This window comes from Povalibacter sp. (assembly GCF_036520495.1).
Lineage (GTDB): Bacteria > Pseudomonadota > Gammaproteobacteria > Steroidobacterales > Steroidobacteraceae > Steroidobacter.
On record NZ_DATDJO010000057.1, the window covers coordinates 1 to 14,687 of the forward strand.

Consider the following 14,687-nt stretch of genomic DNA (forward strand, 5'->3'; position numbering starts at 1 on the left):
GCAACTCCACGTTCACGGCCGACGCGGGTCAATCGATCACTCTCGGCCAGGCCAACACGTTCACGGGCGCAGTCGCTTTCGTCGGCGATGGCGGCACTCTGAACAACGTCACCGTCCGCGACACGACGGCATTGACCCTGCGGCCGCTGAGCGTTGCAGGCAACCTGACTGCAACGGCCGCGGGCATCACCGCGGAAGCACTCACTGTGGGTGGGGCCCTGAATCTCACCGCGAGCAGCGGCGATATCTCCCAGACCGGTGCACTGAACGTCACTGGCAACTCGACGTTCACTGCAGGCGTCGGCCAGTCGATCGTGCTGGGCGAAGCCAACACGTTCAACGGCACCGTGAGCTTCGTCGGCAGCGGCGGCAACCTCGATGACGTGACCGTTCGTGATACGACGAACCTGGATCTGCAGACGCTCACGATCACGGGTGATCTCGTCGCGACCGCCGCAACACTGACGCAGTCAGGCGCCTTGTCGGTCGCGCAAACGTCGACCTTCCGGGGGAATCAGGGCACCAACCTCGTACTCGACAACTCCGGCAATGCATTGCAGGGCGCCGTGAGCTTCGGGTCCAACGGCCCGGGTACCTTGCAGAACGTCACGCTGCGCAATTCCCTCACGACCAATCTCGGCGCCAGCACTGCCGGCGGTGCACTCGATGTCACTGCGACCTCGGGAAGTATCACTCAGTCGGGCGCACTGGCCATCGGCGGCGCGTCGACCTTCACCGCCGCAGTGGGCAGCTCTGTCACGCTGAACAACGCCGGCAATTCCTCCGGCGGCGCCGTGAGTTTCGTCGGCAACGGCGGCGCGCTTGCCAATGTCGCTGTGACCAATACCACGGCACTGACGCTCCAGGCTCTTTCGATCACTGGCGATCTGTCGGCGACCGCCACCAGCATCGATGCGCAGGCGCTGACCGTCGGTGGGGATCTGGATCTCACCGCCACGACCGGTGGCATTTCGCAGACGGCGGCGATGAACGTCACCGGAAGTTCTACGTTCACTGCCGACGCTGGTGAGTCGATCACACTCGGTGAGGCCAACACCTTCACTGGTTCGGTGAGCTTCATCGGCGATGGCGGCAATCTCGACGACGTCACGGTGCGCGACACGACGGCATTGACGCTGCAGGCGATGAGCATCGGCGGCGATCTGACGGCCACGGCCGCAGGCCTGACGACGGGAGCCATCGCCGTGGGCGGCAACCTGAACCTCACCGTAAGCAGCAATGACATCTCGCAAATGGGTGCATTGAACGTCACCGGCAATTCGACATTCACCGCTAACGTAAGCCAGTCCATCACGCTCGGCGAAGCCAACACATTCACCGGCACCGTGAGCTTCGTCGGCAGCGGCGGCAGCCTCGGCAATGTCACCGTCCGCGATTCCAACGCGCTGACGCTGCAGGCGATGACGATCACAGGTGATCTCTCCGCCGCTGGCGCCAGTATCGTTGCGCAGGCGCTCACAGTTGGCGGCGATCTCGATCTCACCGCGATGACTGGTGGTATCTCGCAAACGGGCGCGCTGACCGTCGCTGGCAACTCGACGTTCACCGCCGATGCCGGCCAGTCCATTGCACTCGGGCAGGCCAATACGTTCAGCGGCGCGGTGAGCTTCGTCGGCGATGGCGGCAATCTCGACAACGTCACGGTGCGCGACTCCAATGCCCTCGACCTGCAGGCACTGAGCATCGACGGTGATCTGACCGCCACCGCCGGCTCAATCACACAATCGGGCGCGCTGACGATCGGCGGCACTGCCGCGTTCACTGCCGCCACGGGCCAGTCGATTGCCCTCACCAATGCCGGGAACGACTTCACCGGAGTCGTCACCTTCGCCGGCAGCGGCGGCAATCTGGCCAACGTGTCGGTGCGCGACTCCAGCGCGCTGACGATCGACGCACTGACCCTGAACGGCGATCTCACCATCAACGCCGCATCGATTTCCCAATCGGGCGCGCTGATCATCGGTGGCAATTCAAGCTTCACTGCGAACGGCGGCGAGTCCATTGCACTCGACGACACGGACAATGCCTTCACCGGCACGGTCGGTTTTGCCGCCCGCAGCGGCACGCTGCAGGACGTCGCCATCACGAACTCCAGCGCGCTCGACCTGCAGGCCATGACGATCAGCGGCGATCTGACTGCGGTCGGCGCCAGCCTCACTCTGTCCGGCGCTCTGGCGGTCGGCGGCACCGCGATCCTGACGTCCAGCGCGGGTATGGCGCTCAACACCACCACTGCAGATGCGTTGACCGTGAATGCGGCAGGCGCCGTGACGCAGGCAGGTGCGTTGAACATCTCCGGCGCCACGACGATCAACGCGACTGGCCAGAACGTCACGCTGACCAACGCAGACAACGCCTTCGACGGCGCAATCGCCATCACGGCAGCGAGCGCGTCGCTGGCTAACTCGGGCACCACCACGCTCGCAGCGAGCACACTCGCCACCAGCCTCACCGTGGATTCCACCGGTGCGATCAGCCAGACAGGCGCACTTAACGTGGCCGGCGGCAGCACCACGCTGACTTCCGACGCAGGTGTCGCGTTGAACACGATCAACAGCGATACGCTGACCGTCAATGCCGGCGGTGCGGTCACGCAGAGCAACGCACTGACGGTGACCGGTAGCACGACGATCAACGCGACCGGCCAGACCGTCACGCTGGACAGCGTTACCAACGCGTTTACCGGAAGTGTCGGCATCAACGCAGCGAATGCGACGCTGACCAACTCTCTCGCCACCAATCTGGCGGGCAGCACCGTGAGCAATGGGCTCACGGTCAACTCGACAGGTTCGATCACTCAATCGGGAGCGCTCGGTGTCGCCGGCACTTCGACATTCAACGCCGTCGGTCAGAACGTAACGCTGACCAACGCGGCCAATGCCCTCGGCAGTGTTGCGGTGACCGCAGCCAATGCATCGCTGACCAGTTCGGTCGCAACCACATTGCTCGCCAGCACTCTCGACAACGATCTGACCGTGAACTCGACGGGCGCCATCACCCAGGCAGGCGCCATCGATGTGACTGCTGGAACGGCAACACTGAACTCGGGGGCTGGGATCTCATTGCACACATTCGACGCGAATACGCTTTCCATCACTGCTGGCGGTGCAGTCACGCAATCGGGCACGGTGACCGTCAGTGGTGCGACTACGATTGCTGCAACCGGCCAGAACGTTACTCTGAACGACGCTGCGAACGCATTCGGCGGCGGAATCGCAGTGAGTGGCAGCAACGTTTCTCTGGGCAGCGCCGGCTCTGTCGATCTGCATGCGAGCACGATCAGCGGCAATCTCGCAGTCACCTCCAGCACCGGCACAGTCTCGCAATCGGGCGCACTGAACGTCGCAGGCAACTCGACCTTCACAGCTGCCGATGCTCAGTCGATCCTGCTGACGAATACAGCCAATGCCTTCGGTGGCGGAGTAGGCCTCACCAGCGCGGGCACTCTCGACAATGTCTCGCTCGCAGCGGCGAGCAACCTCGCACTGCAGGGCCTGAGTATCTCCGGCGATCTCAACATCACCGCGGGCGGCGCCTTGATCCAGACAGGCGCACTCACGGTCGCAGGCGACGCCGACTTCCGCACGCTGAATGTCGGCAGCAACATCGTGCTTACGGGGGCGAACCAGTTCGGCTCGGTCAGTGCCACGAGCGCTGGCGGCGTCTCCATTACCCAGGGCACGGGCGACATGAATCTGCGCCAGATTTCCGGCACGGGACCCGTGCGACTCGAAGCCAGTGCCGGCTCTATCGTGGACGACACCGTCGATGTTGCGCCCGCCACGGTGACGAGCAACGCCGGTGTAGAACTGGTCGCGCTCAACAACATTGGCACCGTCACCGACCTGCTCACCCGTCAGGGAACGGCCATCGCCGTCAACACCAACGGCGGGTCACTCGCAGCGCGCGTCACCAGCGTAAACGGCCAGGTCAATCTGGGGCTGCCCAGCGGCAGCGCACCCACTGCAGCGGCCAGCGCCATTCGCGCCGGCGGTTCGGGACGCTTGCTGATTCAGTCGGCAGGCGACCTGTCGCTGACGGCATCCAACTCGGCGATTACAGGCTTCAGCGAGATCGGTTTCAGCGCCGACGGCATTCTGAACGTTCCGGGTGCGCAGGCGGATCTCATCTCGGGACCGCTCACGACGTTCTACCTGCGCGGCGGCGCCGATATCGCACGCACCGATCGCACGTTCAATCTGAGCGCCGGCCACCTGGTCTTCGACTCCGGCTCGCAGGGCGGGGATGTCACGCTCAACACGAGCGCCGGCCGGATCGACGCATCCGTCGGCGGCGGCGCAAGCTTCACGGTTCAGAATTCCGGCGATCTCGTACTCGGCACGGTGAACGCAGCCAACAACCTCATCATTCGCGGCGCGCACCTCCGCGACGATGGCGACGCAGGCACCACGACGCGAGTGAGCGCAGGCGGAGCCATCCTGCTCGACGCCAGCGCTGGCATCGGTGAAGCCGACGGCGTCGGCAGCGGCCGGATCGATACCGTCGCAAGCTCGGTCACGGTAAATGCAGGTGCGGGATCAGTGTATCTATCGCACTCGGGCGATCTGCAGATCAGCGGCAACGCCGCAGCGGGCGCGATCGATGTGATCGCACCGACCGGCAACATCACTGTCGCCTCGACGCTGCGCGCCAATGGACCGCTCACACTCGTCGCAGGCACCGCAGGTTCCATTACCGGCAACATCACGCTGGCCGGCACGGCTCAATCGGCAGGCACTGCAACGCTGACGGCCGCGAATGGCGGCGTCATCATGGATGCGAACGACGCAGCGACACATCTGATCGCACAGTCCGCGACGCTCTCCGCCGCCAGCATCGGCTCGCAGGCCAATACACTCGGCGTCGAGATCGGTTCGCTGAACGCCACCGTCAACGGCGATGTCTACGTCAACGCCGTCAATGCCCTGCAGCTTCGCAGCATCGATGCGGCCACCGCCGTCATCAATGCGACGGGCGCGATCACGGACGACGGCGACAACGCCACCCGCGTGACCGCGCAGTCGCTGAATCTCTCTGGCACATCGATTGGCGCCGCGAGCGTCGGCGGCGAGATCGATACGACCACCGACCGACTGTCGGCAAGCGCATCGGCTGGCGGCATCTATGTCGGTGAATCCGGTGACTTGCAGCTCGCAGCACTGAGCGCGGCCGGCGCTGGCAACAGTATCGTCATCCGCGCCGAAGGAGCGATCATGGATGACGGCGACAGCGCGACGCGCATCAGCGGCGGCGGACTGACATTGACCGGTGCCTCGATCGGCGCACCGGGAGCGGCCATCGACACACAGGTCGGGCTGCTGAATGCCACGGCTGCGGGCGGTGTCTTCATCAACGAAGCTGACGACCTGCAGGTCAATTCCGTTTCCGGGACGGACATCGTCCTCACGGCCGGCGGCGCACTGACGGATGACGGCAACGATGCGACACGTATCAGCGGCACGGATATCCGTCTGAGCGCCACACGCATCGGTGCGGCAGACAATCGCATCGACACGGCGGTGAGCTCGCTGACCACCATCGCCACTGCGGGCGGGATTTTCGTCGCCGAACAGGACGACGTTGCGCTTGCCGAGGTTCGTTCCTCCGGCACTGGCAACATCGTGGACATCCGCACGGGCGGCAACGGCAACATGACCGTGCAGACGCTCGTCACGCAGGGCGGCACCGTGACACTCACGTCCGGCGGCACCGGCTCGATCACCGTGACCGGCGGCATCGAATCGAACAATGGCGTGGTCAACCTGATCTCCGGCAATGCGCTCGCATTGCCCGGTCTCGATACGGGCACTGGCTCGGTGACCCTGCGCACCGTCAACGATCTGAACGTCGGCACGATCACATCGAGCTCGGTCTCGATCATCAGCGACACCGGCAACGTGTCGCTCGGCACGATCAATGCGAGCGGCGGCACTGTCACCGTTACCGCGAACAACGGCACGATCACCGACGGCGACGACACCAGCCTGACTGCACGAGACGCGACGCTGAGCGCACGCGCCATCGGTGGACCGGACCAGGCACTCAACCTCGCCGTCGACAATCTGACCGCCACCGCCACTGCCGGCGGCATCTACATCAACGACCTCGGCGCACTCCGGTTGAACTCCATCAACGCAACGGGCGTCGTCAGCATCGTGACGACCGGCGCCCTGACTCAGGCGGCCGGCATCACCAGCGGCGGCAGCGACATCGAAATCTTCGCCGAGAGCATCCTCATGCAGGCCGGCGCGAGCACGCTGTCCGGCAACGGCAACATCTCCTACGTGGCCAACAGCGGCACGGTCTCGCTCGAGACCCTGGATGCAGGCACGGGCCGCGCGCTGGTCATTGCAGCGGACAGCGTCTACAGCACGCTCGCCCCTGCTTCCGGCATCGACAATCTCAGCGGATCGCTGGTGGAAATCCGCGCCGGTGGTCTCGCCGGAACCAAGGGTGAGATCGGAACACTGAATGCTCCCATCACGATCACCACGCCGACCGGCGCAGGCCGCAGCGTGTATCTGATCGTGCCGGCAGTGAATGGCATCCAGACGACGACGCCGAGCATCAACTATTCGGGTTCGTCCGCCTCGCTGCTGCTCAAGGGCTACACCGGCACCACGGGTGCATTGCTGTTCGATCTGTCCAGCACGTTCTCGCCGGAAACGCTCCTGGGCGGCAGCGAAACGATCGTGCCGCTCGCGAACGGCCGCGTTGCGGTCAACAGCGACAGCCTCAGCGCCGCCAAACAGGCGTTGTCATCGGGCGTCATTTCGCGAGTGAACGTCGACTGGGCCGCGTTCGATCCGAACGTCAGCCTGTTCGGCACGCTCGATCCGTCGCTGCGGCTGCCGGCCGATCAGATCGATGAAGAGGAACTGCCGACCGCCAGCCTGATACCGGAAGGAACGGTTCTGACGATGACGCGCGATGGCTGGGAACTCAGGCGGGACATGTGACCGCAGGCGCGCAGGGAATGAGTCGCCGTAACCGGCTGCAGAATTTTGACGCGGATACGATGCGGAACTTGCTGCGGTTGACGCTGGCCGCTTGACTCAAAGTCAGCCCTTTCATTCAAGCCTCTCGAGGCGCTCACCCCTAGTCTGTGTCTCGCCAACCGGCGATTCAATCACGACCAGGAGAGCAGACATGAGCGACTCGAACACGACCTTTTGCCGCTGTGCCAATTGCAACCCGGGCTGCAGCTGCGGCTGCCGGGCGAACGCGCAGACACAGGCGCCGGCGCAGTCGAAAAGCTCAGCGTGTCAATGTGGCGATGCGTGCCGCGAAAATCCATCCCGCTGCACGAATTGCTCATGCTGAGCTGATACAGGTGCGGCTGCGTGGTGCGGCCGCACCGTTCATGCGGCGCGCCGGATGGGTGGGCATCAGTCGATCGTTACGGAGGTGGGTGCAATGCCCATCATCTTGCGAAAGGTTCGGGTGAGGTGCGCGGCGTCAGAGAATCCCGCCGAGTGGGCCGCGTCGGTCGCGGCTGCACCGCTGCTGATGATCTCGATCGCCCGTTGCAGACGCATCCAGAGCTGGTAGCTGCGAAAGCTCTGGCCGGTCTGTTCGACGAAGAGATGCCGAAACCGACCCGGAGACAGCGCGACCTTCGCAGCCGCTTCGCCCAAGGCTACGGGTTGATCGCTCTGCCACAGCGAGCGAATCGTCCGCTCGATCCGCATATCGACCACGGACGGCCGTTGCGCACCGCCGCCGAGCCCATCGACGAATTGGCGGGCCGCGCTCTGCAGTGCAGAGGCACTCGCCTCTTGCAGCCCGAGAGTGCGTAGCTCGTTCGCATGCAGTGCGACCTCATCGACGGGCAATTCCACGATTGTGTCCCTGGCAAAGCGCGTGAGGAGCGCACGGCCTTCGAGCGTCTCCGGTTCGATGAAGACCTGCGCGGTAAACTGCGCCGCGCCTTCGAATGCATGCGACAAATGCGGAGGGACGAATGCCGCCGAGAACGATCGCCAGTCGTGCTGACGCGTCCTGAAGCGAATCGTGCCGCTGAAGGCGAGACTGATCTGCAGCGCGTGATGGTCGTGAAACCGGGCACTCCCGCCCGCCTCGCCGATCCACAAGCTACCGCCCTCCCAACAATGGATACGCCCGCGCGCGGTTGGCTGCATGGAAGTCATGCGCCCTGACAGGCGGCGTTCAGAGTTTGCGACATGTCGAGTGACATGACTGTATGCGACATGCGGTGTACGTGCTCCCCGGCACGCATGCTGGTTGCGAATCGCTTATGGCCATTGGATCTTCCTCAGCATCAGCCTGGGACACTGCTCGTCAGTATTGGAGGAGTCAATTGGTTTTGCCAGCTACCCGTTCAGCGCAGGACGCGGCATCGCTCGTGTAACTACCCGGCATTCGGAGGCAATCGAATCGAGGTAGGCTATGAAAGTGTACCTAGCTCTTCTGCGATACAGCGGATCGTTGCTGGCTTACTGCTATGGCCCAGGAGAAGAACATGAGAGGCACGTTGTCGATTGTCACTATCACGCTGCTCGCGGTTGTGCTTCTCGGCGCATTGGTCGTCGCATCAGGCGCACTGAGTGTGGCGGCAGACGAGACACCGCACGTCCATGCCGACGGTAGCAAGCACACGCATACGGCGACAGACAATGGACCAGTGAGTACGGCGCAGGCACTGCACGATGCGCTGTCAGTCGGCGACGCCGCCCGGGTTGAAGGCCTCCTCGATTCCAAAGTGCTGATCATGGAGGCAGGCAACGTCGAGCAATCACTGCAGGAGTATGCCGACCACCATCTGCCCGCAGATCTGAAGTTCATGAAAGGGATGACCTACAAGCTCGAGCAGCAGACTGGTGATAGCTCTGGCGATCTCGCATGGGTAGCCAGCACAGCGACTCTGACTGGCAGTAGCGACGGCAAGCCGGTAGCGCTGGTCAGTACGGAGACACTGGTACTCAGGAAGTTCTCAGGAAGCTGGAAAGTAGTGCACATCCACTGGTCCTCCAGGGCTGCCAAGGGACGATGACCCGGGGGTCGGGTGCGAGGCTTGACCTTGCCACTGGGGGAAGGTTCATGATCGATCCGTCTCAAGTTCTGGAGACTGCGAGGACAGTATGTGTGCCAGGGCCGTGGCGGAACTCGCCGACGCCAGAGAGCGTGGGTACTACAGCATCGGACGCGCGGCCGAACTATCGGGCGTGACCGCGAAGATGATTCGCCACTACGAATCGTTGAAGCTGATCCCGAAGGCTGCCCGGACTGCGGGCGACTACCGGGTCTACACGGCCGGCGACATCCACAAGCTGCGTTTCATCCGCCGGGCCCGGCGGCTGGGCTTCTCCATCGATGAGATCGGCACGCTTCTGGGCCTGTGGCAAAACGAGCAACGAGCCAGCAAGGAAGTGAAGCGCCTTGCGCTCAAGCACGTTGCGGAACTGGATAGCAAGATCGAAGAGCTGCAATCGATGCGAGCGGCGCTTGCAGATCTCGCCGCGCACTGTCATGGCGATCATCGTCCTGACTGCCCGATCCTGGACGACCTTGGCCGCCTTCCGTCCCCGGAATGAACTTCCATGAAGCACCATCACGATACTCACGCTCAGGCGAATTCTGACGCGGAACAGCAGGGCGATTCCTGTTGCTCGACGAAGTCCGCGCATACCGATGGACCACACGTGCATTCTGAACAGCATCGCGTCACCGAGATACGCACGTGCTGCGGCACAAAGAGGAACACTGCCGATAGCGCCGCTCCGGACACGAGAGATCCAGGTGTAGATCTGAAGAACTCGATAGACCCGGTTTGCGGAATGCGGGTGGGCAACGATTCGCCACACTCGGTTACCCACGAGGGGCAGCTGTACGTCTTCTGCTCGGCTGGCTGCCGCGCGAAGTTTGCAGCAGATCCGCCGAAGTACGCGACACATCGTGACGATCACGTTGGTCATGTCGCCGCGCCATCGCGCCAACCGGATACAGACGTCTCTCCCGGAACCATTTACACCTGCCCGATGCACCCGCAAGTGCGTCAGGTCGGTCCGGGCAATTGTCCGATCTGCGGCATGGCCCTCGAGCCTGAGGTGCCGGCCGAGGAGGAGGACGACGGCGAAATCCGTAAGGTTCGGGCGAAGTTCTGGATCGCGCTCGCGTTTGCGCTGCCGGTGGTTGGCATTGCGATGCTGCCGCACTTGCTGGACCTGCATCTTTCCGAAACAGTTGCGCGCGTCCTGCGCGGTGCGGAGCTGTTGCTGTCGGCACCGGTAGTGCTTTGGGCGGCGTTGGACTATTACCGTCGCGGCTGGATGGGAGTCGTCAATCGCTCGCCGAACATGTACACGCTCATCGGCCTGGGTGTGCTTGTTGCCTTCTCCTACAGCATTGTTGCTTCGGCAGCGCCGCAGGCATTTCCAAGCGACATGCGCGATGCACATGGCATGGTTGGTGTGTACTTCGAGGTGGCTAGTGCGATCGTCGCCCTCGTGCTGCTCGGTGAGTGGTTGGAACTGCGCGCGCGCGGGCGGACAAGTGCGGCGATCCGGCAATTACTTGGGCTCGCGGCCAAGACCGCGCGGCGCGTAAAAGCTGACGGCACCGAAGAGGACGTGCCGCTTGCAGAGGTCCATGCCGGCGATCAGCTGAGGGTTCGGCCTGGCGAGAAGATACCTGTTGATGGTCGGGTGCTCGACGGCCATTCGAGCGTGGACGAATCGATGTTGACCGGCGAGCCAATGCCGGTGGACAAGTCGGCAGGCGATCGGATCGTCGGCGCAACGATCAACCAGACGGGCACGCTTGTCATCGTTGCCGAGCGAGTCGGCGCGGATAGCCTTCTGTCGCAGATCGTTTCGCTGGCTGCACAAGCCCAGCGTTCGCGGGCCCCACTGCAGCGACTGGCGGACAAAGTCGCGGCCTGGTTCGTGCCGTCGGTCATCTTCATTGCCGTCCTGACGTTCGTGGCCTGGTGGTTCGTCGGACCCGAGCCTCGCCTCGCCTACGCGATCGTAAATGCGGTGGCGGTGCTCATCATCGCGTGTCCGTGTGCGCTGGGTCTGGCTACGCCCATTTCCATCATGGTCGCAAGCGGACGCGGCGCGCAGCTTGGTGTTCTCTTCCGGGACGCCCAGGCGATCGAGAATCTCCGTGACGTGGACACGCTCGTTCTCGACAAGACAGGCACGATCACTGTGGGCCGTCCCGCGTTCGACCGAGTGATCACGGTCACCGGGTTCTCCGATGAACAGGTTCTCAGTTGGGCTGCGGGCCTGGATCGAACGAGCGAGCATCCTCTGGCTCGCGCAGTGGTCGCCGGCGCCGAGTCGCGTGGCGTCCGGCCGGCGGCAGTTACAAATTTCATCTCTGTAACGGGACAGGGCGTCCGGGGCGAGTCGGAAGGACAGGCACTCGCGCTGGGCAATACTGCCCTGATGACATCGGCGAATGTGAGTACCGGGTCGATCGCTCACGAAGTGGAGCAGTTACGCCGTCAAGGCCGTACCGTGTTCTTCCTCAGTGCGGATGGGAAATTGGCTGGCGCCATTGCTGTGGGTGATCCGATAAAGGAGACCACGCCGACCGCGTTGCGAGCCCTCAAGGAGGATGGCTTGAAACTCATCATGCTCACAGGCGACAACGCGGCGACCGCACGCGCCGTCGCTGCCGCTTTGCCGATCGACGAAGTCATCGCGGAAGTTCAGCCTCAGGACAAGGCGGATGTGATTGCGCGCCTGCAGTCCCAGGGTGCGCGGGTTGCCATGGCCGGTGACGGTATCAACGATGCGCCCGCGCTCGCCAGGGCTGACGTCGGCATTGCCATGGGAACGGGAACCGACATTGCAATGGAGAGTGCGCAGGTCACGCTCGTGAAGGGCGATCTGCGCGGTATCGTTCGCGCGCGGCAGCTTAGCCGCGCTACGGTACGAAATATCCGGCAGAACCTGTTCTTTGCATTCGGCTACAACGCCCTCGGGATACCGATCGCCGCTGGCCTGCTCTATCCGCTGACAGGCTCCCTCCTGAGTCCTCTCATTGCGGCGTTCGCCATGAGCCTGTCTTCAGTATCGGTGATCACCAACGCACTTCGCCTCAGACAACAGGCGTGACGCGTTCCCAGCCGGGCAGTGAGTCGCCTGGTTCAGTGCCCCACGAGTTCGAATCCGTCAAAAGCGCGGTCGAGCATCTTCAACATGCATGGCAATGCCACCGCCCTGCATCCAAAGCACGGATCAGTCGCAAACCGAACGAGAATCCGGGAATCAGGAATCCAGCGCATCGGATCCGCATGGACGCGAGCCACCCCGAACCACCAGCCCGGCACAAAGCTGCGCTGTATCCGCTCGTGTGCAGGTCGATCTAATGCTTGACCACACCGAAAGATCATGCAGAAGATGAGTACGATGAAAACAATTGCGCTGACCTTTCTGCTGGTATCCCTGATCTGTGCTGGATGTGCGACGACAGGGGGCGCTCCTGAAGAAAATGAGCCGATGCTGATCGATGCTGAAGGCATCCCTCAGGCGATCGAGCCAGCCCCGACGGAGGCAGAGGCTCTCGTCGCGAAAGAAGATTCAAAGCAGGAAGAAGGCGAGGTTCCTCTGGCCGTTGCCGAGTCGGAGCAAACCGAGGGTCCCGAAGTAGTCATCGTCCAGGGTCGTCATCACGAGGTGATCCACGATCTCGTCGCCGAAGCGCAGACATTGCTGCGTGACGTCGAGCTCGAATATGTCTTCACCGGAAAGGGCAAGAATCCGGTTCTCCGCGGCCGTCCCGTCGCCTTCGCGCTGTGGAACGACGTGGAGCAGGAGTGGTCTGTCGCCCGGATCGAGCTCCCGCGCCCGCCGATCACCTGGAAGCCCGGTCGGAAGCCCCTGCCCTTTCGCAACCTCACGCCCGACATCCAGGCGCGGCACGTGAAGGGCACCGGTGCCGAGCGGCTGATGTTCGCGTTCTCCCAGGACGGGAATCCCCTGAAGGTCTACGGCCGCAAATTCCCTGTGTTCGACAACAACCTGATCAAGCGCAGGCACTGGCGCGCCGTCGCGCAAACCGCGAAACCGATCGTCTACCTGCCCTTCACCGAAGACACCTTCGACCCGGGCTTCGTCAGCGGCGGCAAGGAGTTTCTGGTCGCTACGGCGCGCCAGGCGATCGAGGAGCTGCGTCTCGCGCAGGTGCCGAGTGCGGCCTTTCCGGGAAAGCTGCTCGCCGATTCCATTCCTCTCCAGGTCATCACGACGCTTGCGGTCATCGAGCAGACCGATGACACCGACTACGTGCAGAAGCAGGGGCTCGCCTTCGACGAGGTACTGAGCCAGTACGGGCTCAAGCAGGAGGAGGCGTATCGCTACAGCGTCTCGAGCGCGAATGCGATCGGGCCGATGCAATTCACCAACCGCAGGGGCAACGGCACCTACGCGTTCGTGGTCAGACGCTGTCCGCGCGCAAAGCTCGACCCGAACTTCGAGCGCGGCGCGACGAACATGCTGAACGCCATGAAGGCGGCAGTCTGCCTGCTGGATATCGAGCTGGCGCAGATGCGGGCAGACATCCGCCTCGCGTATCTCACCAACCCGGCCGTGCTGGGCATCTTTCCGGTCGCCGCGTACAACGGCGGCCCGCGCAACGTCACGAAGCTCCACCGTGTCCTGACCCGAATGAAGGTCAAGCTCGACGAACTGAGCAGCCCGGGAGTGCATCCCGAAGGATCTTCGGTGAAGTGTCCCTGTGTCTGGAAAGCGGAAGGCGAGACTGTCCGCCCGGTGACGATCCCGAAATACAACAACGAGAACCGGTGGTACATCGAGAAGTACCAGAGCATCGTGAGTTTGTTTGAGTGAGGGGGCGCGGCCGCGGCAAGCGCGGCCCTACCCCCGAAGCTGCAGCAGCAGATCGAGCGATTACATCTGTACCCAAGACCAAGCAGAAGGTCGTCATGGACATGCTCGAAGGGGTGTCGAATCAGGCGAACCACTGATACGCTGCCGCCTCCAGGTCCAAAGCAGGTGAGCGCCATGAACGCGCGTAACGACCAAGTACTGATCGAGAAACTCAAAGCCTTGCCGCCGCAGCGGCGCGCGGAGGTCGAGGACTTTGTGGATTTTCTGAAGAGCCGCGAGGACGAACAGCGCCTCACGCATATCGCCGCGCAGGCCTACGAGCCGGCTTTCAAGGCCGTCTGGGATAACTCCGACGACGCCGACTACGATCGGCTGTAAGGACGTTCGAACAGCCCACCGCCTGATCTTGCTCTGATGCGCTGATCTTCCACGCAACGAGACCCGTTATGGCCTTTCAGTTCGGCGATGTGGTCCTGGTTCCCTTCCCCTTTACCGACCAGTCCGCCAGCAAGCAGCGGCCTGGCGTCATCGTCTCAAGTGCCGCCTACCACACCGCGAGCGGCGCGATGTGATCTTAATGGCCGTCACCAGCCAGGTGCGCGGCAGCGGCGCGTTCGGCGAAGTGATCGTGCAAGACTGGCAGGCGGCTGAACTGCTCAAGCCCTCCGCCATCAAGCCGGTCATCGCTACCCTCGAAAGGTACTCATCATCAGAACACTCGGGGGACTCTCCCAGCGCGATCAGCAGGCGCTCAAGCAGGCGATCACCCAGATCGTCGGCTGACCAAGGCATCGAAAGCCTAATACGCGACAGTCCGGCACCCACATCAAGCGCCGACCCTCGGCG

General features: G+C 63.2%; 8 protein-coding genes. 7 read left to right on the forward strand and 1 reads right to left on the reverse strand.

Annotated elements, in window-relative coordinates; translation table 11 throughout:
- A partial coding sequence (locus tag VIZ63_RS19285) for a hypothetical protein (RefSeq protein WP_331611362.1) occupies nt 1-6,980 on the forward strand: 6,980 nt, incomplete at its 5' end.
- 429 nt (nt 6,981-7,409) lie between these two features.
- Here VIZ63_RS19285 and VIZ63_RS19290 read toward each other — a convergent pair.
- Entirely contained in the window at nt 7,410-8,114 is a 705-nt protein-coding gene (locus tag VIZ63_RS19290; protein ID WP_331611363.1) for an AraC family transcriptional regulator, read from the reverse strand.
- Between the two features lie 389 nt (nt 8,115-8,503).
- Here VIZ63_RS19290 and VIZ63_RS19295 point away from each other — a divergent pair, with 389 nt between their 5' ends.
- From VIZ63_RS19295 to VIZ63_RS19320, 6 genes are all read left to right on the forward strand, one after another.
- A complete protein-coding gene (locus VIZ63_RS19295) occupies nt 8,504-9,034 on the forward strand; it encodes a YybH family protein (protein ID WP_331611364.1) in 531 nt (176 codons plus the stop codon).
- An 88-nt stretch (nt 9,035-9,122) separates the two neighbouring features.
- The gene (cueR, locus tag VIZ63_RS19300; RefSeq protein WP_331611365.1) at nt 9,123-9,575 is read left to right on the forward strand and encodes a Cu(I)-responsive transcriptional regulator; all 453 of its coding nucleotides are present in this window, start codon (nt 9,123-9,125) and stop codon (nt 9,573-9,575) included.
- A 6-nt stretch (nt 9,576-9,581) separates the two neighbouring features.
- Nucleotides 9,582-12,107 (forward strand): heavy metal translocating P-type ATPase, encoded by a 2,526-nt coding sequence (locus VIZ63_RS19305; RefSeq protein WP_331611366.1) that lies wholly within the window; start codon nt 9,582-9,584, stop codon nt 12,105-12,107.
- 384 nt (nt 12,108-12,491) lie between these two features.
- On the forward strand, nt 12,492-13,841 hold the full coding sequence (locus VIZ63_RS19310) for a lytic transglycosylase domain-containing protein (protein WP_331611367.1): 1,350 nt from the start codon (nt 12,492-12,494) through the stop codon (nt 13,839-13,841).
- A 174-nt stretch (nt 13,842-14,015) separates the two neighbouring features.
- Nucleotides 14,016-14,219, forward strand: coding sequence for a hypothetical protein (locus tag VIZ63_RS19315; protein WP_331611369.1), 204 nt, complete (start codon nt 14,016-14,018; stop codon nt 14,217-14,219).
- Between the two features lie 68 nt (nt 14,220-14,287).
- The gene (locus tag VIZ63_RS19320) at nt 14,288-14,413 is read left to right on the forward strand and encodes a hypothetical protein (RefSeq protein ID WP_331611370.1); all 126 of its coding nucleotides are present in this window, start codon (nt 14,288-14,290) and stop codon (nt 14,411-14,413) included.
- Nucleotides 14,414-14,687 lie beyond the last annotated feature (274 nt).